General features: G+C 41.8%; 22 protein-coding genes and 1 pseudogene. 12 read left to right on the plus strand and 11 right to left on the minus strand.

Annotated elements, in window-relative coordinates; all coding sequences use genetic code 11:
- Nucleotides 1-338 precede the first annotated feature (338 nt).
- From ACM0OY_RS25655 to ACM0OY_RS25670, 4 genes are all read left to right on the plus strand, one after another.
- A complete protein-coding gene (locus ACM0OY_RS25655) occupies nt 339-1,709 on the plus strand; it encodes a sensor histidine kinase (protein WP_414571641.1) in 1,371 nt (456 codons plus the stop codon).
- Between the two features lie 404 nt (nt 1,710-2,113).
- A complete protein-coding gene (locus tag ACM0OY_RS25660) occupies nt 2,114-2,761 on the plus strand; it encodes a response regulator (RefSeq protein ID WP_414571642.1) in 648 nt (215 codons plus the stop codon).
- A gap of 489 nt (nt 2,762-3,250) precedes the next feature.
- On the plus strand, nt 3,251-4,720 hold the full coding sequence (locus tag ACM0OY_RS25665) for an efflux RND transporter periplasmic adaptor subunit (protein ID WP_414571643.1): 1,470 nt from the start codon (nt 3,251-3,253) through the stop codon (nt 4,718-4,720).
- Nucleotides 4,721-4,751: 31 nt separating this feature from the next.
- Nucleotides 4,752-5,969: an ABC transporter permease gene (locus tag ACM0OY_RS25670; protein ID WP_414571644.1), complete on the plus strand. Its 1,218-nt coding sequence runs from the start codon at nt 4,752-4,754 to the stop codon at nt 5,967-5,969.
- A gap of 235 nt (nt 5,970-6,204) precedes the next feature.
- Here ACM0OY_RS25670 and ACM0OY_RS25675 read toward each other — a convergent pair whose 3' ends face one another.
- Entirely contained in the window at nt 6,205-7,071 is an 867-nt protein-coding gene (locus ACM0OY_RS25675; protein WP_414571645.1) for an Rpn family recombination-promoting nuclease/putative transposase, read from the minus strand.
- 153 nt (nt 7,072-7,224) lie between these two features.
- Between ACM0OY_RS25675 and ACM0OY_RS25680 the strand changes: the two genes are divergently transcribed.
- Both ACM0OY_RS25680 and ACM0OY_RS25685 read left to right on the plus strand, forming a co-directional pair.
- Complete coding sequence (locus ACM0OY_RS25680) at nt 7,225-7,425, plus strand: hypothetical protein (protein ID WP_414571646.1); 201 nt, start codon at nt 7,225-7,227, stop codon at nt 7,423-7,425.
- Nucleotides 7,426-7,833: 408 nt separating this feature from the next.
- Entirely contained in the window at nt 7,834-8,598 is a 765-nt protein-coding gene (locus ACM0OY_RS25685) for an ABC transporter ATP-binding protein (protein WP_414571647.1), read from the plus strand.
- 270 nt (nt 8,599-8,868) lie between these two features.
- Here ACM0OY_RS25685 and ACM0OY_RS25690 read toward each other — a convergent pair whose 3' ends face one another.
- Complete coding sequence (locus ACM0OY_RS25690; protein ID WP_414571648.1) at nt 8,869-9,399, minus strand: orange carotenoid protein N-terminal domain-containing protein; 531 nt, start codon at nt 9,397-9,399, stop codon at nt 8,869-8,871.
- 215 nt (nt 9,400-9,614) lie between these two features.
- Here ACM0OY_RS25690 and ACM0OY_RS25695 point away from each other — a divergent pair, with 215 nt between their 5' ends.
- Nucleotides 9,615-9,989: a hypothetical protein gene (locus ACM0OY_RS25695; RefSeq protein ID WP_414571649.1), complete on the plus strand. Its 375-nt coding sequence runs from the start codon at nt 9,615-9,617 to the stop codon at nt 9,987-9,989.
- Nucleotides 9,990-10,099: 110 nt separating this feature from the next.
- Here the strand turns inward: ACM0OY_RS25695 and ACM0OY_RS25700 are convergent, their stop codons facing one another.
- Together ACM0OY_RS25700 and queG are read right to left on the minus strand one after the other, a co-directional pair.
- Nucleotides 10,100-10,729, minus strand: coding sequence for an HAD-IA family hydrolase (locus tag ACM0OY_RS25700; protein ID WP_414571650.1), 630 nt, complete (start codon nt 10,727-10,729; stop codon nt 10,100-10,102).
- Nucleotides 10,704-11,677: pseudogene (gene queG / locus ACM0OY_RS25705) on the minus strand (tRNA epoxyqueuosine(34) reductase QueG). Before queG ends, ACM0OY_RS25700 begins: the two are co-directional and overlap by 26 nt.
- A gap of 293 nt (nt 11,678-11,970) precedes the next feature.
- Here queG and ACM0OY_RS25710 point away from each other — a divergent pair.
- The gene (locus tag ACM0OY_RS25710; protein ID WP_414571651.1) at nt 11,971-12,399 is read left to right on the plus strand and encodes a ketosteroid isomerase family protein; all 429 of its coding nucleotides are present in this window, start codon (nt 11,971-11,973) and stop codon (nt 12,397-12,399) included.
- Between the two features lie 29 nt (nt 12,400-12,428).
- On the opposite strand, the gene ACM0OY_RS25715 is transcribed toward ACM0OY_RS25710, so the two are convergent.
- The 4 genes from ACM0OY_RS25715 to ACM0OY_RS25730 all read right to left on the minus strand — a co-directional run bounded on the left by ACM0OY_RS25715 (nt 12,429) and on the right by ACM0OY_RS25730 (nt 16,045).
- Nucleotides 12,429-12,854, minus strand: coding sequence for an ATP-binding protein (locus ACM0OY_RS25715; protein WP_099070959.1), 426 nt, complete (start codon nt 12,852-12,854; stop codon nt 12,429-12,431).
- Between the two features lie 3 nt (nt 12,855-12,857).
- Entirely contained in the window at nt 12,858-14,531 is a 1,674-nt protein-coding gene (locus tag ACM0OY_RS25720; RefSeq protein WP_414571652.1) for a SpoIIE family protein phosphatase, read from the minus strand.
- 158 nt (nt 14,532-14,689) lie between these two features.
- Complete coding sequence (locus ACM0OY_RS25725) at nt 14,690-15,409, minus strand: response regulator (protein WP_414571653.1); 720 nt, start codon at nt 15,407-15,409, stop codon at nt 14,690-14,692.
- Nucleotides 15,410-15,628: 219 nt separating this feature from the next.
- The gene (locus tag ACM0OY_RS25730) at nt 15,629-16,045 is read right to left on the minus strand and encodes an RNA-guided endonuclease InsQ/TnpB family protein (RefSeq protein ID WP_414571654.1); all 417 of its coding nucleotides are present in this window, start codon (nt 16,043-16,045) and stop codon (nt 15,629-15,631) included.
- Between the two features lie 369 nt (nt 16,046-16,414).
- Here ACM0OY_RS25730 and ACM0OY_RS25735 point away from each other — a divergent pair, with 369 nt between their 5' ends.
- Nucleotides 16,415-17,173 (plus strand): WecB/TagA/CpsF family glycosyltransferase, encoded by a 759-nt coding sequence (locus ACM0OY_RS25735; RefSeq protein ID WP_414571655.1) that lies wholly within the window; start codon nt 16,415-16,417, stop codon nt 17,171-17,173.
- 231 nt (nt 17,174-17,404) lie between these two features.
- Nucleotides 17,405-18,151 (plus strand): cell division ATP-binding protein FtsE, encoded by a 747-nt coding sequence (ftsE, locus tag ACM0OY_RS25740; protein WP_414571656.1) that lies wholly within the window; start codon nt 17,405-17,407, stop codon nt 18,149-18,151.
- A 158-nt stretch (nt 18,152-18,309) separates the two neighbouring features.
- On the opposite strand, the gene ACM0OY_RS25745 is transcribed toward ftsE, so the two are convergent.
- On the minus strand, nt 18,310-19,077 hold the full coding sequence (locus ACM0OY_RS25745; protein WP_414571657.1) for an armadillo-type fold-containing protein: 768 nt from the start codon (nt 19,075-19,077) through the stop codon (nt 18,310-18,312).
- A gap of 217 nt (nt 19,078-19,294) precedes the next feature.
- A complete protein-coding gene (locus tag ACM0OY_RS25750; RefSeq protein WP_414571658.1) occupies nt 19,295-19,879 on the minus strand; it encodes a hypothetical protein in 585 nt (194 codons plus the stop codon).
- A 473-nt stretch (nt 19,880-20,352) separates the two neighbouring features.
- Between ACM0OY_RS25750 and ACM0OY_RS25755 the strand changes: the two genes are divergently transcribed.
- Nucleotides 20,353-21,249, plus strand: a complete 897-nt coding sequence (locus tag ACM0OY_RS25755; protein ID WP_414571659.1) for an alpha/beta fold hydrolase — start codon at nt 20,353-20,355, stop codon at nt 21,247-21,249.
- A 177-nt stretch (nt 21,250-21,426) separates the two neighbouring features.
- Here the strand turns inward: ACM0OY_RS25755 and ACM0OY_RS25760 are convergent, their stop codons facing one another.
- On the minus strand, nt 21,427-21,960 hold the full coding sequence (locus ACM0OY_RS25760) for a DUF4330 domain-containing protein (protein WP_414571660.1): 534 nt from the start codon (nt 21,958-21,960) through the stop codon (nt 21,427-21,429).
- Nucleotides 21,961-22,353: 393 nt separating this feature from the next.
- Between ACM0OY_RS25760 and ACM0OY_RS25765 the strand changes: the two genes are divergently transcribed.
- Complete coding sequence (locus ACM0OY_RS25765) at nt 22,354-23,217, plus strand: M48 family metallopeptidase (protein WP_414571661.1); 864 nt, start codon at nt 22,354-22,356, stop codon at nt 23,215-23,217.
- The last annotated feature ends 10 nt before the right edge of the window (nt 23,218-23,227 follow it).

Below are 23,227 nucleotides of genomic sequence, written 5' to 3' on the forward strand. Positions count from 1 at the left end.
TGCAACAAAGGTGCAAATCAAAGCATCAAAGTTGCAAGTCGATGCAACAAAGGTGCAAATCAAAGCATCAAAGTTGCAAGTCGATGCAACAAAGGTGTAAATCAAAGCATCAAAGTTGCAAGTCAATGCAACAAAGGTGTAAATCAAAGCATTTTGTATACGTAGTGGTGTGTTATGGCGTAGCCTAACGCACCAAAACCTTCGGGTGGTGCGTTACGGAAGCCGTAACACACCCTACACATACTTAGATTTTTTCAGAAATCAAATACTAGTCCTATAGACTATTAAAGTGATATTACTTATTTGTCGCTAGATATAAATTTTTAAGAGAATAAGTAATGACTTTGATTCTAACCGTTCTAGGTATAGTTGCTGGCATTAGCCTATATGTTGGCTTTTTACACTTGCTAATTGCCTCTGTGCGATTAAAATCTGCACTAAACTTCTGCTTTGGGTTAAGCTGCTTAGCCATTGCTGGTTCTATTTTGGCTCTTATAGCTGAATATAAAGCCATGAATGTAGACGATTACATAAATGCCAGAAAACTACTAACTTCTGCCGGATATACTTACGGCATAAGTACTGCTTGGTTTGTGTCTCTCTACACAAATTTCAGACCAGTGCGTTTAATTTTAGTAATCAATACCCTGTACTTTATCTGCCTGTTAATCAACCAAATTTCTCCTACAGGGATTCTCTACTCTCATATCAGCAACCTATCAAGTATTTCTTTGCCTTGGGGCGAATCAATTCCTCACCCACAAGGTACACTCAATCCCCTATTCAGTTTGCAATTATTAGCTTTCCTCGGTAATACTGTTTTCGTTTTTTTTGCCTGTTACTTTCAATATCGGCGCGGCGAGAAGCAAGCAGCACTCACTCTCGGACTAAGTTTGGCAATTTTAATAGCAACTGTTCAACACGATCGCCTAGTAGATTTGGGAAAAATCCAATTTATATACCTGGCTGAGTTTGGATTTATGTCCTTCGTGATAATTATGAGTCTACGCTTATCCAAAGATTTAATACAAGCGGTGAAACTACACAAACAATTGCTAGAAAGCGAACGGCTACGAAAAATTGCCGTGGAAGTCGAGCGAAATCGCCTCGCTCGTGACTTACACGATTCAGTTTCGCAGACATTGTTTACTGTAGCGACGATTGCTGAAGCTTTACCTAGAGTTTGGAAACGCAACCCAGACATAGCCCAACAAAGATTAGAGGAACTCGCCCAACTCACACAAGGGGCATTAGCAGAGATGCGAAATTTACTAATCGAGTTACGTCCCGATGGTTTAGCAGAGAAACCATTAGGTGAATTAATACAGCAGTTAACCAAGGCAATTTCTGGACGAGCAAGTTTACAGGTAACAACAACGGTAAAAGGTGATTTTTCTTTATCTAGTGAGGTAAAGCTCGTTTTCTACCGGATTACTCAAGAAGCACTGAATAATATTATTAAACATGCCCAAGCTACGCAAGTATCAGTCAGCCTTGAGTACGGGTCACAAAAGGTGGTCTTGCGTATGAGCGATAATGGCTGTGGTTTTGACCCTAAAGAGATACCATCTGGTCATTTAGGGATAGCAATTATGAAAGAACGAGCTGAGTCCATTGGCGCTAATTTTCATTTATCAAGCTATTTAGGAAGGGGGACTGACATTTCCCTAAGTTGGTCAACCTCTATCTTGAGAATAGAAAATTCATAATTACAAATGGGTCATTAGACTAGGCACAAATAAACTTAACTAAATACAATCGACATTTTTGCTTTTTATTACCCAATAGTAAGGTTTTTAGACATATTTACTTTTTGTAATATAGTTCACTTTCGTTTAGATAAGCTTGTTTTTCTGCCTTTGTTTACTGTTTCCTATTCCCTTAGTTTTACAGAAGAATTTTCCTAATAGAACCTGATTGCAATATAGTTATATTTATTTACTTGACTGATTTGGAAAATACAGATTATTATTTATGATTGTGAATTTTAAGATTATTCTCTCGTAATAAATAAAAATTAAAGATTAAGAATTTTATCTAAAAAATTAACGATGGAATAATAGAAAATACTATCAATGTATAAAAAAATAGTATTAACAACCCGGATTTAAATATGGAAACAGATAAATTAGTCAAACCAATTCGGGTCATAACTGTTGACGATCATCAAATCTTGCGGGGAGGTATTAAATTTCTCTTGCTGGCCTTTGATGACATTGAATTAGTGGGGGAAGCGGGTAATGGAGATGAAGCAGTACGTCTTTGCGAAAACTTGCAACCAGATGTAGTGCTAATGGATTTGATGATGATCGGGATGAATGGGGCGGAAGTAACAAAAGTTATCCGCAAAAAATACCCACAAATTCAGGTTTTAATTTTGACTAGTTTTCTAGACAAGGGCTTGGTACAGAAAGCAATGCAAGCGGGAGCCATTGGCTACTTACTCAAGGGTGTCTCGATTGATGAGTTAGCGGATGCCATACGTTGTGCAGCGATTGGTCGATCTATTTTGGCAGCAGAGGTAATTCAGGCGTTGCTGCAACCGACTCAACCATCATCCCCTCCTGCATATGAACTCAGCAGGCGACAGTCAGAGGTGTTAACACTCCTGGCTTTAGGATTGAGTAATGAAGCGATCGCTCAACGAATGAAATTGAGTCCTTCTACAATTAGACATCATGTCAGTCAGGTACTAAATAAGTTAGGAGCAACCAACCGCACGGAGGCTGCTACTAGGGCGATGCGAGTTGGATGTGTTTAACCGTGTTTTGTGGCTTTAGATAAAGAAAAAGTGAAAATTAATTGTAGAGACGTAGCACTGCTACGTCTCTACTTTGTACATCAAGCAAATGAGAAATACCGTAGCATTTTTGATGCTACCCAGTGATACAGGAGTCCGATTTGATTTATGAAAAAATTTAAGTATTTGTAGGGTGTGTTATGGCGTAGCCTAACGCACCTAAATCGTTAACTGGTGCGTTAGCCTTTGGCGTAACGCACCGTACGTGTATTTCACCAAATCAAATATGAGTCCTATATCAGTGGCGAAAGTCATCCATTCAGGTGAAGGCATACAGACATACCAATGCCTAGTATGAAGTAACATTAAGCAACTATGAAGCTTATTATGCGTCTAGTTGTTAGTAAATTTCTCAAGATTCCATCGCAAACCTTTAACAACTCCTGATTCTGCACTTGTCCTCTAACTAAAGGCTACTCCCACACAGCAATCATCACAGGCTTTTATTGTATGGCTACGAACATAGAAATTCCAGTTATTGGCAAAATTAAGTATCCATTACGCTGGTTCATTGGGCTGATGGCGGGGGGCGCTTTGGTTGTGGGTACAGTTGCAAACTTTACTCTGATAAATCAAGGTACAAACCAAGAAGACATCGATCGCCTAACTGTCCCAGTAGCAGCACAAAACGTCACGTTACGGATAACGGCTAGTGGTAAAGTCGTTCCAGTCGAGAGCGTGAATATTAGCCCCAAGAATCCTGGTGTGCTGTCGCAATTGTACGTCGAACAAGGCGATCGCATTCAAAAAGGCCAAATTCTCGCCCGCATGGATAGCGCTAGCATTGACGCACAAAAGAGCCAGTATCTTGCTAACTTAGCGCAAAGTCAGGCACAGTTAGCCGAAGCCCTTGCTGGTAGTCGTCCTCAAGAAATTGCTCAAGCTAGAGCGCGATTAGCCCAAGCCCAAGCCCAGCTAACCCAAGCTCGTGCAGGTAATCGTCCCCAAGAAATTGCCCAAGCTCAAGCCCAAGTAGATGCAGCTCAGGCAAGAGTGAATTACACAGCCGAACAAGTAAAGCGTTATCAATATCTATATAAAGAAGGCGCAGAGAAAAAACAACTACTCGATCAAGCCATCAGCGAAGACAAAAGCGCCAGAGCCAATCTAGAAGAAGCGAAAAAACGATTGTCGTTAGTCCAAAGCGGTTCTCGCAGTGAAGAAATCGCCCAACGTCAAGCAGCTGTGAATGAAGCACGCGCAGCATTAGTACTGTTAGAAGATGGCACCCGTTCTGAGGAAATTGCAGGACGCCAAGCAGCTGTCGCATCCGCTGAAGCTCAGTTAAAAGGCGTGCAAGTACAGTTAGAAGATACAATTATTCGCGCTCCCTTTTCGGGAATTGTCACGCAAAAGTATGCCAACGTTGGTGCTTTCGTTACACCTACAACTTCTGCTTCTACCAGTGCCTCAGCAACTTCTAGTTCAATTGTTGCCGTAGCACGCGGTTTAGAAATATTAGCTCAAGTTCCCGAAGCCGAGATTGGCAGAATCAAACCGGGACAGCAAGTGGAAATTGTCGCCGATGCTTATCCGGATCAAGTTTTTAAAGGACGTGTGCGCTTGATTGCTCCGGAAGCAGTGGTAGAACAAGGTGTAACATCCTTCCAAGTGCGAGTTACTCTGGATACTGGCCTAGATAAACTGCGTTCTGGCTTAAATGTGGATCTAACTTTTTTGGGCGATCGCGTTAATAATGCCTTAGTATTACCAACAGTTTCCATCGTCACCGAACAAGGTAGAACTGGCGTACTTGTACCTGATGCAGACAATAAACCCCAATTTCGCGAAGTCACAGTCGGGGCACAAATCAAAGACCAAACTCAGATTTTAGGGGGAGTTAAAGAAGGCGATCGCATTTTTGTTAACCCACCCAAAGACTACAAAATCGAAAAAGCCAAAGAACAGGATAATTCGTAATTCGTAATTCGTAATTCGTAATTATTAAGATATGAATTTTTTAGAAAGTGTCCAAATGGCGGGGAAAACCCTGTTATCAAATAAGCTGCGTAGCGCCCTGACGATGCTGGGGATAGTTATTGGCAACGCTTCAGTGATTGCCATGATTGGTATTGGCGAAGGTGGGCAAAAATACGTGAATAAACAGCTGGAGTCATTAGGGCCAAATGTGCTGTTTGTGATTCCAGGAAATCGAGAAACCCAACGCATTTCCTTTGAAGTGCCGAAAAATCTGGTGTTGCAAGATGCTGACGCCATCGCCTCTCAAGTGCCAACAGTCATAGGAGTTGCACCAGAGTTAAATAGAAGACAAGTGGTAACTTATCGTAATAGAAATACTGACGTTAATATCATTGGTACAACTTCAAGTTTTTTATCAGTGCGGGACTTTGAAACCGATAAAGGCAGGTTTTTTAGTGAAGTAGACATTAAGCGAAGTAATCAAGTTGTTGTATTAGGTGCAGACTTAGCAGAAAAACTATTCGGTAATAGTAATGCCATTGGTCAGCAATTGCGAATTGGCAATACCAGCTTTCAAGTGATTGGCACATTAACAGCCAAAGGTTCCAGTGTGGGAGCAGATTATGATGAAGCTGCTTTAATACCAATTACAACCTCTGCAAACCGCCTTGTGGGAAAGAATTCTCCCTATGGAATCGCCTTAGATTATCTCGTCGCCGCTGCTCGTGATGGTGATAGCGTCGATGCAGCAGAGTTTCAAATTACGAATTTGCTGCGTCTACGACACAAAATTAATGGTGAAGATGACTTTACGATTCGCACCCAAAAAGATGCTTTGCAAACTGTAGGTCAAATTACAAGTGCATTGACAATTATGTTAGCAGCGATCGCAGCCATATCGTTATTTGTCGGTGGCATTGGTATTATGAATATTATGCTGGTTTCGGTTACCGAACGCACCCAAGAAATCGGATTGAGAAAAGCGATCGGTGCAACAGAGCAAGATATTTTGCTACAGTTCATCATTGAAGCGGTAATAGTTTCTGCTGCTGGCGGTTTAGTTGGGACTGCCGTCGGTGTCAGTGGTATTCTGTTAGTGGCAGCTTTCACACCTTTAGAGGCAGGAATTTCCGCCGTAGCCATTACTATGGCAGTTGGCGTTTCTGGTGGTATTGGTTTATTCTTTGGCGTTGTTCCCGCACGTCGCGCTGCAAAACTCGACCCGATTGTGGCTTTGAGAAGTGCTTAGAGAGTATTTATAAACTAAATCTTAAGTAGGGTGCGTTACAATACGGTTCGGTTAAGATAAATCGCCGCAAAGACGCGATAAATCGCCGTCTCTACGAAAGACTGATTATTGTAGAGACGGCGATTCATCGCGTCTCTTACCTTAACCGAACAGTATTCGGGTGCGTTAGGCTAAAATCATAACGCACCGCCACATACAGCAGAATTCAAAATTCAAGTGATAGGGATAGCGATAATTAATCTTCCTGATTAGATTGAGGTACAGAGATATTTGCTAAGTAATTCACTAAATCACTTTGGCTATTAAAACCCAACAGTGCTTCGGTTAACTCCTCCAGTTGAATGATAGATAAAGTGCGAATCTGCTGTTCTATCTCCGGCTCAATTGCACCAAACCGAAGTTTCAAAAGACGTAGTATTACCGCCACCTCTCCTTTTTGCAAACCTCTTTGCTCTCCCTGTTGCAATCCCTTTTGCAGAATGTCTTGGTAAATCACAGATTCTTGCATAATTTCCTCTCTAAAAAGCTGTGTAATCAAACTTTTGTCAAACCGCAAACCAGCCAAAACCTGTACGCAAGCTGATATATTCTGTCGTTCGTCTGTTTCCTCAATCATATCGACAGCAGCAGCGACTTGGGTTAACAAGTCTGCGGGTGAGTCGGTTCTGGCTAATGTCGCCAGTGGTAACAGTGGGGGGTTAGCTAGCAGTGGTGTGGGATCTTCTTCCCATAAACGAATCACTCGATACTCGTGTCTGGTTTTTCTGTCTACATATTGAGTCTGAAATACAATTTCTGAGGAGGTGGGTTGTAGAAAAATCAACACCTGCTCAATATCACACCAGTATTCTCGCTTTAACCTGGTGTAATAATCCAGCATCCGAAAGTCAAGGGGAGTTTTGGATTTGGGTGTAGTTTGAAACTCTAAATGTAAAATTTGGTTAGAGATTTGCAGGAATGTCACCGAATCAGCGCGGATGGGTTCGAGGTTGAGTTCAGTTTTCAGTACTTGGATATCTGAGGTGTCAATTGAGAGTAACCATCTGGCAAAATCGCCAGGATAGTTTTCGGCAAGGTATTTACAGGTGTTATCGTAAGCCAAGGCGATCGCTTATTTAGTAATTTTATACATATCTTCCAATAAAGGAACGCCACAACCATTCCGCAAGACAAGCGCTTACTACGCTTACCCCTAGCAGAAGCAGAACCAGATGCAGCAGCAGACATCGCCGTAGTAATTGGTAATTTTAGTAATGTGATTCAGCAGTTCCCCTTGGGTAGCAAAGCCAGCAACATGGAAATTGCGATCGCTGGCTATAAAATTGCCCTGACTGTTTACACCCCCAGCACCTTTCCTGAAAATTGGGCAAGGACGCAAAATAATCTGGGGAATGCTTACTCTGACAGAATCTTAGCAGAACGAGCCGAGAATATAGAACAGGCGATCGCACCTTAAACAATACCATCCAAATATTAGGTATCGGCTTTGGCGGTGGTGCAATTATCTCCGGTGTCATCGTCCAACACATCGACAAAATCAACCAACCACTAACCGCCATATCTCCCGATAACCCACCCCATCCCTTTTACGCATCTTTATTATTGAGTCTTTTAGCTACATTGTTTTTTATACGCATAGGTTTGCTGATAACTAAGCGCCAATATTATCCTAGAGATAAGAAGTAAATACAGCTAAAGACGTAATTATACCAGTTTGCAGTTGAGTCCAATACAGACCTAACCCCCAACCCCTTCCCTACAAAGGAAGGGGGGTAAGATTCAAAGCCTCTCTTCTCTTAGGAGAGAGGTTATTAAACGAGCGATCGCTATAATCGTGACTCTACCAACTAATAACTAAATCCTTATGGCAAAGACTATTTCAGTTACCGATTCTCTAGTTCCCAATCCCGTTCCTAAATCAACAATTATTCGTTTAGAGAATATCTTTAAAATATATGGCAGTGGTGAAACCGAAGTCAAAGCACTCAACGATGTGAATTTGACTATCGATGAAGGCGAATATTGTTCAATTATGGGGCCTTCTGGTTCAGGTAAATCCACAGCTATGAATATTATCGGCTGTCTAGACCGACCCACAGGCGGACATTATTACTTAGATAATATTGATGTAGCCCAAATGGATGATAAATCCTTGGCACATATCCGTAACAAAAAGCTGGGTTTTGTCTTCCAACAATTCCACTTGTTACCCCAACTCACAGCATTAGAAAATGTGATCCTGCCAATGTTGTATGCTGGTGTGAATCCAAAAGAAAGAAGCGATCGCGCTACAGTTGCACTGACACGAGTGGGTTTAGCAAATCGCCTCAACAATAAACCGACTCAGCTATCTGGTGGACAACAGCAAAGAGTAGCGATCGCTCGTGCCATTGTCAACCGTCCCGTAGTACTCTTAGCTGATGAACCTACCGGCGCACTTGATTCACGCACAACCCAAGAAGTCTTAGACATCTTTAGCGAACTCAACGCCAGTGGAATCACCGTTGTCATGGTAACCCACGAACCAGAAGTGGCGCGTCAAACCCAGCGCATCGTTTGGTTCCGTGACGGTCAGGTGGTACACTCTAACCTCACACCATCTGACTTAAATCAGCTTGCTGTCTCATAAATTCAGGACTTACGTACACTCTACAAATCCTTGGCATTATTCTCTTCGGGACGCTACGGGAACGGCAAGCCCTACGGATTTGGGGGGTCGTATACCCTACGGAAAGGCGTTCCGCCTACGCCGGAAACCGCTAAGACTGCGACCCCTTCACCATAAAGCGTCTACGATAAATTAAGCTTTTTGAGCATTTTTGCGTAAGTCCTGAAATTATTGAAGTCCGCCTACGCAGACTTTGTTTATGTAGCCGTGACTTCCAGTCGCCACAGATGATTACAAACTCGGCGTTTTACCAGTTTGTGCTTGTGTCTCAATTGGTTTGACATCGGTGTAACCCATTTCACCAGCTATTGTTCGGAACACCGAAATTTGCTCGTCAAAATCTAGTCCTTCAATTTGACCAAGCAAATCATTAATCGCCTGACTTGGTTGGTAGGTAGCTGGTAACCCAACCACTTTATCCCCCATAGCTACTGCCCAAGCATACCAAACTAACAACTGATTGTTTTCTTTAATCGCCCCATAAGCACGGGAATATTCTGTATCTTTGCGGTTAACGATATCCCGCATAATTCCCAACTGCTCATCATCTGATAAATCAAAATAATCTCCTAGCAACTTTGGTGCTAATTCCGGATCGGTAGCAGCGGGCGCAGCTGGCGTAATGGAATCACCCATTTTTTTATAAACAAGATAGAACCAAGCTAATTTGGCATCGGTATCTAAGGCGTTAAACTTGTCTACCACTTTTTGAGTTTCATTGCTTCGAGCTTGAGAAATATTTTTATCGTAACTTGTAGTCATAAGTTGTTTCCAAGGTAATTTAAAGGGCCAAACTAAGAGTTACCAGAGTTTGAGAATTAGATTCTACTATCAATAGAAAGAGTTAAATTAATTGGAAAATACAGCATTAATCTACCTTTTAATAGAGGTAAAAATCTCTCGGAAGAAAGCAAGAGTATAGCGAATTATTTTGCTATGATTGCCGCAGCAATAAAAATTTACCTAAGGTTTTAATTATGCCAGATGAAATAAAACCCAATGTTAATGAAGCTCCCACCCATGATGCTCAATTAGCTGCCGAAAATATAGCTAGCGGTGAAGAAAAAGCGCCAAAGGTGGATTTTGATGCTGATTACGCAGCTGCACAACAATTCAGCGTCAGTGAAGTTGACCGCACAGGCAAAGGTGCAGCAGCAGCCGAAGCCGCAACCGCTCCTAACCAAAAAGTCCCTCAAGCAAAAGAAACAAAAACACAAACCCAGTCAACTGGTAATCCTGATGATTATGCAGAGTTGGCTAAGGAAGTTGGAAATGCTAAAACTGAGAGTGTAGCTAGCGTCGATGACAATTTAGTAGAAAAAGCTCTAGAAAAAGGTCAACCGAAAAAATAAGTTTCCTCCACACCAGATGCACACTTCAGATCCCCTATTTCTTGTAGAAGTAGGGGATCTAAATCTAGTAAAGACGTTGCAATACAACATCTCTACTAAATTCTGAATTTTTATTTCATCACTTCTAATAATTCGCTAGGTCTATGAATTAAATAATCTGGATTTTGCTTAGCTAGTACTTCCGGTGAGTTAAAGCCCCAAGTCACTGCAATTACTTGGATATTTGCTTTTTTGGAAGCCTCTATATCTCTGGTTTCATCTCCAACATAAATTACATCTTGAGGCTGGAGTTGTTTTTGCTTTAATACATTATTAATAATGGTTGTTTTACCAAAAATTGTAATTCCTGAATATATAAAATCAAATAAGTGATTTAAATTATTGATTTGGAGAAATTGCGTAACATTTTCTTTAGAATTAGAAGTAATAATTCCCAGCTTATATCCTTGAGTTTGGAGTTCTACTAATGCTTCCTTGATTCCAGGAATGGGCTTTAATTCTGGGATTTTGTTTTTTAGTTCTCCTTTAACTTTTTTAACTAGAAAAGGTATCTTAAACAGCGAAACTCCAGAGTACTTAATTATTTCCCTAGACGTTAAGTTTTTGAGTAGAGTTAATTGGTCTGGAGTTATTTGGATATAACCAAAGTCTACAGCTAGACGATTAGCAATACTTACAAGGGCATCTACTGTATCAGCAATTGTGCCATCAAAATCAAAAATGATTACTTTTTGGGTCATCTTTCGCCTAGATGCGTCAAGATTAGCTTGAGCGTTGCGTCGTAACATCTCTGGCTTAATCCGTCGTAAGGCGGATGCTGGAAATCGTTTATCCCAATCGCCATCTGAGATTTGGGCTAATTCTAGCAGTTGCGGGGCAAGATTCCCAGGATAAGGCGCAAACTCTGCGATATCAGTAGTCTTAGCAAAACGTTGATTCCAAGGACAAACATCTTGGCAGATATCACAACCAGCAACCCAGCCTTCTAAATGAGGTGTAAGTGTTTGTGGCAATTCTTCTGCCCGATTTTCAATTGTATGATAAGCAATGCAGCGATTTGCATCCACGACAAAAGGCTGAGTAATTGCACCCGTTGGACAAGCCTCAAGACAACGAGTACAGCTACCGCAGTGTTCTGTATGGGGGCGATCGCTTTCTAGTTCCAAATTGGTCAACACTTCTCCCAAAAATACCCAAGAACCATACTCACGTGTAATCAGATTACCATTTTTAGCAATCCAACCAATTCCCGCTTGTTGTGCCCACACTTTATCTTGCACTGGCCCGGTGTCTGCATAATAAATCGCTCGCACGCTTTCATCAAGTGATTCTAGCCAGGTAGCTAGCTGCTTGAGTTTTTTATGCATCACCTTGTGATAATCCCTTCCCCAGCCATAACGAGAAATTTTGGCATATTCTTCGCCTTGAGGACGTTGATGTGGTGTGTAGTAATTCAGTGCTACACACACTAGCGATCGCACTTCTGGCATCACTAATCGAATATCCTGACGCTTTGGGTTCCCCATCCATTCCATATCGGCGTGATAACCCAGTGCTAGCCATGCTTTCAACCTCTGTGCTTCTGTAACATCCACCCTGTCTACAGCAGCAATCCCAATTTTATGAAAGCCCAACTCGCTGGCTTTTTCTTTCACTACCCTGCTGCTGGTTACGGAACACTGATTCATTGTTTTATATTTGAATTTGCCTAACTACGAGGCATGTTTATTGTACATTAATCTAGTGATTTTTTGATGAACATTTGTTACTGATTTGACATTCAGACAGCAGAATTCAGAATTGAGAATGAATAGGAGTCCAATTAGATGATAGTGCAACCATCTTCGTTAACTGTTAACCATCAACAGATCCATCGTGAGAAAGATTTATACATGTGTAGCAATCTATCTCAATAGCAGCTTTCTTTTTAACGATTTTTGTAATGAAATTAATATTTAGCTAACATCATACAGGTAATTTTATGACCTCTGCTGAAATATCCCCAATACAGCCTTCATCAGAATTCCAGATTCAGGGAATTACACAAACAAGTGTACTGCGTTATTTTGAAACATTAAATGCAGGAGAATTTGACCAAACTGCCGCCTTATTTGCCAACGACGGTGTGATGCATCCGCCATTAGAATCTGATATTGTTGGATGTGATGCGATCGCAACTTACTTGAAGCAAGAAGCCCAAAACATAAAAGCTTACCCCAATACAGGAATAAGCGACACTTTGGAAAACGGCAACATCCAAGTCCAAGTCACAGGTAAGGCCCAAACTTCTTGGTGTGGCGTAAATGTCTTGTGGTTATTTATCCTCAACCAACAACAACAAATTTTATATACTAGAATCAAACTTTTAGCTTCGCCTCAAGAGTTACTATCTTTACGCCCTCAAAAATAGCAAGTAACTAAATCGTGGCTTAAAACTACTCATTTTACTAATTCGGGTAAAGTAGCTTCTAACTTGAGACAGTTAGCACCATTAATCTGCAACTTGTAATCTACTTTATCCATAAGACGATTCATAATCAGCCAACCATAACCACCTTCTTGTTTTTCAACGGGGTCGGGAGCATAGTATGTAGACATATCAAAGCCTTCGCCGTAGTCCCAAACTTCTAGAGCCAGGTCTCGGTCTTTGAGTTCCAAACGCAGTAATATCGGCAAATTTGGTTTGTCCCTATGGGCGTGACGTACTGCGTTTGAGTAGGCTTCCACTAAAGCTAATCTCAAACGACTCGATTGACGTGACCAATCTACTGAGTCTCCTAGCTGGATTTTCAAACATCCCAGCAACCAGTTCTCGACAATATTGAGAAAATTCAAATCACTTGGTACATGAAGCTCACTTTTCATTACTTACAAAATCTCCAGCGAGAGTATAGTTTGATCATCTTCTTGGACGTGGTTATCTGCCTGGATGCGAGCTACTAAATGGTTAAGAGAAAGCGGTTTTTCCTCTTGTTGTAAGAGTTGCCAAAGCCCATCTTGATTCAGCATAGAACGTTCATCTGGCTGAACGCCAGACGCGGTTTTTACTGAAGTTAGTGAATTATTTGATATCATCGCCTCCGTAATACCATCACTAGTTAGTAACAGTGTGTCTCCAGGAGCGAGAACCAAGCTACAAGATTGCCCCTGCCATTTGGGCAATATCCCCAAAGGAACGCTGCGGACTTTGAGGTAATTGGGACTTTCGGCTGATGCCGCTTTGTGTGACCATAATAGTGGATAGATGTGACCAGCATTCGTGTAAACGAGTTCCCCAGTGCTAGGGGTGTAACATGCTAACACAAGAGTGATGAAATAATTATTGCTAATCAAGTCTTCACTCAAAGCGTGGTTAAGGTTTTGCATGACGACATTTGGCGGCGCTGGAGCTTCTTGAGATAATTCCCGACGCAAGACGGAAATAACACTAGCCATAAATAAAGCAGCTGGAACGCCCTTGCCAGAAACGTCACCCACAGCCAACCACAAATCGCCTTTGGGATGGACAAACACTTCAAAAAAATCACCTCCTACTTCCCGTGCGGGGTAGCAACAGGCTTGCACTTTCACACCTTTGAGATCGGGTAAACTTTGGCGTAGCAGATTGTATTGAATTTGGCGAGCCACCCCTAATTCATTGTGAATCTGCTGTTGTTTTTCCTGGAGGCGTTGATAGAGTTTTGCTTGAGAGAGGGCTAAGGCTGCTTGTTCAGCGACACCTGCAATCAGTTGGATGTCTTCCTCTTCCCAGGGGCGATCGCGTCCCCATTGGTGGAGAGCCAACACAGCCACTAAGTGTTGCTGGTAGCTAAGTGGCACAACCAGATGATGACACGGGTTACCGTCATATATTTCTTGAGCAAGTTCATAATGACGGGTTTGCAGAACTTTTTCAATTAAAGGAGCGGGGTCGAAGGCACAATCCAATACATCTGCTTGAGGATCGTAGTATGAGAACAACTCTGGTGTGAGGCGATCGCCTTCTGTTGGTCTGAGCAAGCAACTAGTAGCTTCAAATGTTTGTCCAATAGTTGCTACAGTCTTTTCCAGCATACTGTCGTAGTCTAAAGACTCGCGAATTGCCGTTGTCACCGCATTAAACAAAGATTCTCGCCGTAAAGCCCGACGTAGCTCTTGGGTGCGCTTCTTTACTAGACGGTATGTATCCGTGGCTTGTTCAACTAACGCCCTGAGCCGCTCTGGATTCCAGGGTTTGGTGATGTACTTGAACACCTGACCAGAGTTAATCGCATCTACCAAATCTTCGACATCAGTAAAACCAGTTAACAAAATCCGAATGGTGTCCGGAAACCGTTCCACTGTGCGACTAAAAAATTCGCTGCCACTCATTTCTGGCATTCTTTGGTCAGAAATAATCACAGCCATCTCGCCAACCTTCTCCAAAATTTCCAAGGCACCAAAAGCATGATTAGCTTTGTACACTTGAAAATCTCGTCTAAAAGTGCGGTAGAGTAAATCTAAGTTATCTGGCTCATCGTCTACCACCATGAGCTTAAGTTTGTCCACCCCTGTCTCAGCCATATTTGACTTTAATTTTTCAACTATGTTTAGTGGCGAGATAGTATGATGTTTATCCCACCTGATAACCAACGAAAATTTAGAACTAATCATTCTCAACAGTTATCAGTTATCAGTGTTTGAAACCTTGATAACTGTTCACTGCTAGTTGAATTTAACTTTTATCCCACTAACCCAGAACGCAAGGCGCGGACTGCGGCCTGGGTACGGTCATCGGCACATAGCTTATTCAAAATATTGCGGACGTGAGTTTTAACAGTTCCGACAGTGATATAAAGCCTTTCCGCAATTACTGCATTGCTACAACCTTCGACAATCAACTGTAACACTTCCAACTCCCTTTCTGTCAGGGTGTATGGTTCAATTCCTTCCAGATTTTCCGCAAAATCAGGGTTAGGGGCAACGGCTTTGCTATCAACAAAAGCCGATTCCGACTTTTGGGGATTTTGTTGCGCTTGTTGTAATACAATTCGAGCGATCGCGGGATCGATCCAGGCGTTGCCATTGTAAGTTACTCGCACTGCTTCCAGCAAATTATCAAATTTGATATCCTTCATACAGTAGGAGTCTGCCCCAGCAGCAAAAGCCGCCAATACCGCTTCTCGATTATCCCGCAGTGTCAAAATTAACACCTTTGTGCTTAGCTCTTCGCTATTAGTAGTAGATTTTACCTCCCGTGTCAACTCAATGCCATCCTTATCGGGTAAACCAATATCTACTATGGCAATATCTGGTTGTAGCATTTTTAACATTTTTAGTCCCTCAGCGGCATTAGCAGCTTCCCCTACAACTTCAATTTCACCCTTTTGCAGTAGTGCTGTCCGAATACCTACGCGAGTCAGGTCATGATCCTCAATTAGAGCAATACGAATTTTACTCATAGCCAACTTCAGCCCGTTACACTACCTTAACTGTAAAGTCGAGTTTAACTAAAAAGTCTTAACAGACGCAGATTAAAGACATCTGTGTGTGAAGTACCCCGCACGTAGTTTAACGAAGTGCGGCGCTTCCTGACCTCACCCATTATTACGAGTGATACCATTTCACTTTAAAATCGATACAAATAGGCAGCAGGGGGGCAGGGAGCAGGGGGAAAGAATTTATAACTTCCGGCTTTTGAGCATACCATTAATATTCCGACTTTCTGCTGATATTGCTTTTCTCATATATTGAAAAGTTTTGTGGTACCTAAATGACTGTCTATCACTTCTGGTTTGAAAATTTGGGAATCCACCTAATTTTTGGAAAACCCATGTCAACGCAGATTTTAAATCTTTAAATGTTTGTTGCAATGACTGGGAATAAACTTCTGGAAGCCATTCAAATTCAGATTTTAAACTAACCAATAATTTTGCCCACTCTTTGTAACGCAAAGACTTTTTGGACTGGGCGTAAAAATCCGTGGTTATCCTCAGACAATGGTTGTAAACAAATCTGGAACAGCCAAAACACTTTGCCAAAAATGCTGACTGCTCGTTATTAGGATAGATTCTGAATCTGTAAGCTTTGTTTGCCATAAGGTTGATTCTAGAACGCTTATCTAATTCACGTCAATTAGTTAAGCGGTCTAAAGCTTGACAAAAGCTTTCATCCCGAAGCTCTACTTTGTTCTGCATGGGGTCTTCCCACCAAGACGATAAAATTGCGACTGGTTTCGTCGAACTCCAAGCGCCCAAAACTAATTGGTTAAAAATGCTTTCTATTGTTACACCTGTTGCTCTCTTAGATAGCAGGCGGATACCTATGGGTTAAAAAGTGGGTTCTATGCCACTGCTACCCTCATGACAGAAACAAGAGTGGCTTCTGTTAAATTATTCTTTGATAAAATTATTTGCTAAACTTAACATTCAAGGAAGTGTGGTGTAAAATCAATCAAAAATAGGCATATGTCTAAATCGCCTGAAGCATTTTCAGTATTGGGAATACCAGTTCATGTGATGACTAACTATCCAGGCTGGTTGTTAGAATGCTTGCAACAAGGCAGAGGAACTCATGTGGTAACGCTGAATGCAGAAATGACTATGCAGGCAGAGCGAAACAAATCCCTAGCTGAGGCTATTCAAAATGCTGAACTAGTGATTCCAGATGGAGCTGGGGTTGTTCTGTATTTACGCTGGTTGTTATGGCAAAAAGTCCAGCGTTGCCCGGGAATTGAATTAGCAGAAAAGCTTTTGCAAGAACTTGGACAGCAAAAGACAAGACCAAAAGTATTTTTCTATGGTGCCGCCCCTGGAGTAGCTGCAAAAGCAGCAGAATTTTGGCAGCAGCAAATTCCAGATTTGAATATAGTAGGTACTTACTCAGGCTACCACTCTCCAGAAGAAGAAGCGCAATTGCAACAAACCCTTGCCCAATTGCAGCCACAAGTGATTTTTGTAGGTTTAGGGGTACCACGTCAAGAATTATGGATTGCTGAAAATCGCCATTTGTGCGCCCAAGCAATTTGGATTGGCGTCGGTGGCAGTTTTGATATTTGGTCAGGAACTAAAACTCGCGCTCCTGCTTGGTTAGGAAATAATAATTTGGAATGGCTATATCGGCTGTATCAAGAACCTTGGCGCTGGCGGCGGATGTTGGCTTTGCCAGAATTTGCGATGAAAGCCTTTGTCTATCGCTGGACTGCAAGGAGCGCAATTAAGTGCTGAGCGGGGTATGAGGCATGGGGCAGATAATGAGCAGAGGAGAAGTTGTAGCAATCTTTCCCCTTTGCCCAATGCCCAATCTTATTACTTAGCTAATACTGAAGTCTTCAACAAATTTTAAATTTCTCTGTTGATTTGAAATTCCCGGGCAAAACCTGGGAATTCTGATTTTGGGGGGAATGTCAAATCTACGTTGGCAAAATGTTTGGTTGTGGGTATGAGGAAAATTTAAGAATGCCGGTATTAACAACTGAAGTTAAGACAGAGAAATCTGTTGATAAACAGAACAGTGAAACTCAACAGCACGTTAGTAATACTGCTGCCAAGGTGCAATTGCAATCTGTAACCAAGACCTATGCTAATGGCTCTCATGCTTTGTTGAATGCGAATCTTGAGGTTAAAAAGGGAGAATTTTTATTTATCACCGGGCCAAGTGGTTCTGGTAAATCAACGCTTTTGAAACTGCTGTATGGTCAGGAGTTACCCACACAGGGAGAAGTAATTGTTGATGAATGTAATGTAGCTGGTTTAAAGGGCGATCGCTTGTCATTATTACGCCGACGTATTGGCATTGTGTTTCAAGACTACAAACTAATTAGCCAACGGACAGTAGCAGAAAATGTAACTTTTGTACTCCAAGCTCAAGGGTATACCCGTAAAGAAATTCTACGCCGCTTAGAACCAACTTTGAAGTTGGTAGGTTTGCTGAGTAAAGCTGACTGCTTTCCAGATCAACTGTCTGGAGGAGAGCAACAACGGGTGAGTATTGCTAGGGCGATCGTTAGTACACCACCATTACTGCTGGCCGATGAACCAACGGGGAATCTCGATCCAGATAATTCCTGGCAAGTTATACAAATTCTCCAGAAGTTAAATTCCTTTGGGGCTACGGTGATTGTTACCACCCACGATGAACAATTGGTGCGGCGGTGCAATTATCCAGTAGTGCAAGTTCTCAATGGCAAGTTGTCGCGAAAATAATAATTGGGCATGGGGCACTTGTAGTGAGCGTACTTCGACTCCGTTCAGTACAAGGAAAGCGTAGCATCTCGTAGAGAAGGCGTTGGCGCAGCCTCTTGTAGAGAGGTATTGGGCATTGGTGAATAAATGACTAATGACTAATGACTAATGACCAATGACTAATAAACACGCTGTTTGAGTTTTGCTGATATGGGGATGAAGGTTTTGGCTGTTTTGGGTGGTAGTGCTTGTAGGCGATCGCAGGCTTGCAAGCTTTTAAAAGCTGCCTCTCGAATCACAACTTCCTCCTCCCGACTCAGTAGGAGTTGCAAACATTGGACTATATCTTGCTGCACTGAAGAATCAACTCGCTTACGGGCGATCAATTTAGTTAGTTGACGCAGGGCAATTAACCGCTTTAATGGATCTTTTTCTGTTAAATTGACTAACAACTGCTCCAGGTGGTCTTCTTCTCGATTTCCATAAAAGTTGACAAGTTGCCATACCAATAAAATTAAAGTTAATAGCGTTCCCACGCCTTGGGCGATCGCACCAGCCGCAATCCACCGACTGTGAGAGTCAACCCAAATTGCAGCCGCCATGTAAGTACTGACAGTAGCAACACCACCACTGAGAACTGCTAAGACTAACTGACGGTTTGAACTGTTTAAAAACTCACGTATTTTAGACCAGCGCCATTGCCAGTCCCACTCCTGCATTGAGTAAACTAATAGCATTACTCCAACGCCGATTAACAGAGCTAATAGGAGTTTCCAGTTCCACAACAGCATAGCAATGAGGATTGTCAGGAACCCAAGAAAGCCTCCAGGCCCAGAGAAGCGTTTAAAAGTTTGTTGTTTTGAGCTTCCTCCTATCTTGAACTTTGGAAGCGACCAGTTGGGGATCTGCTCGATCAATTGCTGCCAAGAAGACGAAGCCTGTGCCACAGTGTTTACCTACTTGATTACGAAATTACCTATTGTATAAGTTTTATTAGAGACGAAGAAAGCAGGGGGCATCCCAAATTCGTAAAAATACCAGGATATTAGAAATCGCACCCTACTTTCTACCCTTCGGGAGATCCATGAACAATATACTCTAAAAGAATACACGGACTCGGACGAGTAAGCTTAATTTTGTTACTGAGTTTTTAACGTTTCTAGTTTAGAAACAAAAACGAAAGTCATCAAGGACGAATTGACCGTCAAAAGCACAGAAGGTAACCCTGTAGATGTTATTCCCAGTAATAGATAATAACGTATTGGGGGAAATTGCTGAGTCGGAGTTGGCAAGATTGGCGCTTGCGAGTACGGTTTGTCCAAGAAGTTGCCGATCGCGATCGTAAGCGGCAAGCACTAGGCGCTGTGAACTAGTGACAAAGGCACTAACCGAGTTCACAGGCTGCAAGAAAGTAGCTTCCAAAAATCCGCTTTTGGGCGCTCCCATTAAGACTGTCAGCCCTGAATGGCTTGGAAATGCTGGATTTGATGGCTGTATTGCTAGAGAATTCTGAAAAATTACTCCCCACCGTTCATACTGGCGCTCTACGACTTCAAAACACTTCAAGTCTTCCAAGTCTAAACAAATACAAGTAGGTATACTCAGTTTAGCAAGATCGATAGGTGACTCGATGCGATCGCGCCGAGATGAAGCTGTAATTTGATTTTGTATATTAAAATTGTCAAGCGCAAATTTAGGGTCTTCAATCCTTGGTACTTTATTTGATTGAAGAGTGGCCTGCTTTACCATGACATTCCGCCTTACCATTACCTAAAGAATAATCAGATTAGTAATATATCAAAAGCTATTCTTTTTAGATGCACAACTAAAATTAATAGCTGATTAAAATAAGCGTTTTGAGTATTTTTGACGCTCAAAATTATTTATCAGTTTCTTCATAGAGTACCATAAACAACTCATCTGTATTTATGTCTAGAGTGATACTCATTACTACGTAAAAACTTAGAAACACAGTAATTACAAGGTTAGTTTATTTTTTCCGATGGAAAAATAAATACCAAATCTTTACAACTACTTCAGTAGTTTTACATCTGCTTAATCTGACGCTGGTCAGAAGTCCTAAAGTAATTGGTTCACCGATAATAAATCTGTGGGAGAGGCAAAGAGGGAACAAGACACGGGGACGCATAGAAATTACTCCCCACATCCCCGCGTCCCCATATCCCCGTGTTAATTAATCATTAGAGTGAAGAAAAATATTTATGTTTCAGCCAATAGGATTTGAACAACGCTCCGTAATTACCTCATTAGGTAAGATGGTGTACTATACTGCCGCTGGGTCACCTTGGCACAACGATGTAACTGTCAAAGACGACCGGGAAACTTTGGTGTTTCTGCACGGCTTTGGTGGTGGGTCTTCTGCTTATGAGTGGTCGAAAGTTTATCCGGCTTTTGCTGCTGAATATCGTGTTATTGCGCCAGATTTAATCGGTTGGGGCAGATCTGAGCATCCATCACGTAGTTATACAATTGATGATTATTTGACAACAATTCGGGAGTTTTTCCAGCAGACTTGTACCGGCCCAGTAACAACGATCGCTTCTTCTTTGACCGCAGCATTTACAATTAGAGTAGCGATCGCTCATCCCGATTTATTTAAGTCTTTAATTCTGACTACTCCCGCCGGACTTTCCGATTTTGGCGAAGACTATTCCCGCAGCTTTTTTGCTCAGTTAATCAGTGTTCCCATTCTTGACCGTGTGCTATACAGTACTGGAGTTGCTACCAGTGGGGGTATTCGTAGCTTCTTAGAGCAACGACAATTTGCTCAGCCTAACCGAATCTACCAAGAAATTGTAGATGCTTATCTAGAATCTGCCCAACAGCCGAATGCTGAGTATGCAGCACTGTCTTTTGTACGTGGCGATTTGTGCTTTGATTTATCCCTTTATATTCAAGAATTGACTACTCCCACAGCCATTATTTGGGGACAAAAATCGCAATTTACAGGCCCTGGAATTGGTCGCCGCCTCGCTGAAATAAATCCCCAAGCAATCCGGTTTTTTCAACAATTGGAAGATGTGGGTTTAACACCGCAGTTGGAATTGCCAGCAGTCACAATTGGGTTAATTCGTCAATTTTTACCTTTGCTTAGTTAATGTAATAATTTAGGAGCGGAGCCGGAGACGCTCCGCCTCCGATCAGAATTTAGAATCAAGCCTGGGACTTGAAAATGAAATGTCCTCTGGCTTATTAATTTTTTAGCTTATTCAGCTTGGGATCACAGCCTTGTGAATTCTCAATTCTGTTAGCCCATTCTGAATTATTAGCAAAGACTATTTGTCTTTTATTCTGACATCAATGACAGTAGCATTGAAATTGTAGTTAAAACCTTCCAACTCAAATGGCATCCCAATTTTGACTTTACTGTTACCAAGAACTGGCCCGCTTGTAGTGACTTGGGCTTTACCATCTAGAGTTAAGAGAAAATCTGCGCTAAAATTATTACTTTTTGGATCTGGCAATTCTTTAACAGTCCCATCAGGTTGAAAAACGTTAACTGTTCTTGGTAGCTGTTGAATTGATTTAATCTCAATTTGCCCATAAGGTTGGTTGCGGATTATCACATTAGTTTTACCGCCTTTTTTTAATCCGTTATTGAATAATTGTTCAGGGTCACGTACATTCAAGCCACGGACTACTAAATCTACCTCTATGGGTACTGTTTTGGCACCGACTTGGGCAACAGAACCAGACGTGCCAGGAAAGATAAAGATGCCAAATATAACTAGTAGAATTACCAGCGCAGCACCTAAATCTAAGAGGTTAATTTTGCCAAACAAACGACCTTTTGAATCTAAAATAGCCATAAAAAGTTTTCCCAGGTAATAGCGAAGTAATTGATTGTAGCAAGAATGTTTTCAACGGATACGGTAATTTTATCTATTTGGTAATAACTCAAATCGCCTGGTGGTTGCGGTTATGCGACAGTTTATCATGAGTTTGTAAGTTTATAACTGCGGCAGCTAACCCTAAAATTTTTGCGTATTGGAACTGATGTACCCAAAAGATAAAATCTAATCTTTAAGCCTATCTCTAGAGGGAATTATTAGCCATATTAAAATCAGTATATTTGCGTAAGTGTTGGCTGTATAACAATCCCTTTGGTTTTCAGCTAATAATGCAACTTAGAATACTTAAAATCCGTCTCATGATTTGTCTTATCATTTTACGTTCTCTCGAAATTATCTTCAGTGCAGATTATGTTGAATTGGAAAGGTTTTGTTGTAAATTACCGCATGTGGCGGCGTCGCTGGTTTTATCCACTAATTTCGCTGGTAGTTGCTTCGAGTTTGTGCCTGAGTACAGCCTTACCAGGAAGAACTTTAGAATTCTTGCCTCTGATATTGCAGGGAGTCCAGGTACTTCAGCTTTCTAATATATCCGATCGCCAGGAAACTGATATTGGCAAGCAGATTAATCAGGAAATACTGGGGAGTCAAGTCCGACTTTACAAGAATGCTGGAGTTAATAGCTATGTAGAACAAATTGGCCGGCGCTTAGCAGCTAATAGCGATCGCCCCAATCTTCCCTATACTTTCCAAGTAGTTGAAGATGATGCGATTAATGCCTTTGCGACGTTGGGAGGCTATGTATATGTCCACACGGGTTTGCTCAAAGCCGCAGATAATGAAGCTGAACTAGCAAGTGTTATCGCCCATGAAATTGGTCACATTGGTGGAAAACACTTAGTTAAACAGATGCGGCAAAAAGCGCTCGCTAGTGGTGTCGCAAGTGCAACTGGTTTAGACCGCAACACAGCTGTCAATATTGGTGTAGAACTTGCCTTGAATCGTCCCCGCAGTCGTCAAGATGAATATGATGCCGACAAGAGAGGATTAAAAACTTTGACACGGGCTGGTTATGCCCAGTCTGCAATGGTTTCTTTTATGCAGAAGCTTTTGAAACAGGGTGGTTCTGTCCCGACATTTTTGAGTACGCACCCTGGAACCAGCGATCGCATTGCTGGCCTTCAACGTGCGATTAAGTCCCAACCTAGTAATGGAACTTACGGATTGGATAGTGCTAGTTATAGAGCCAATATTCGACCATTAGTCAAGTCTTGAGGGTATTGGG

It is taken from the genome of Nostoc sp. CCY 9925 (assembly GCF_963920935.1).
Lineage (GTDB): Bacteria > Cyanobacteriota > Cyanobacteriia > Cyanobacteriales > Nostocaceae > Nostoc.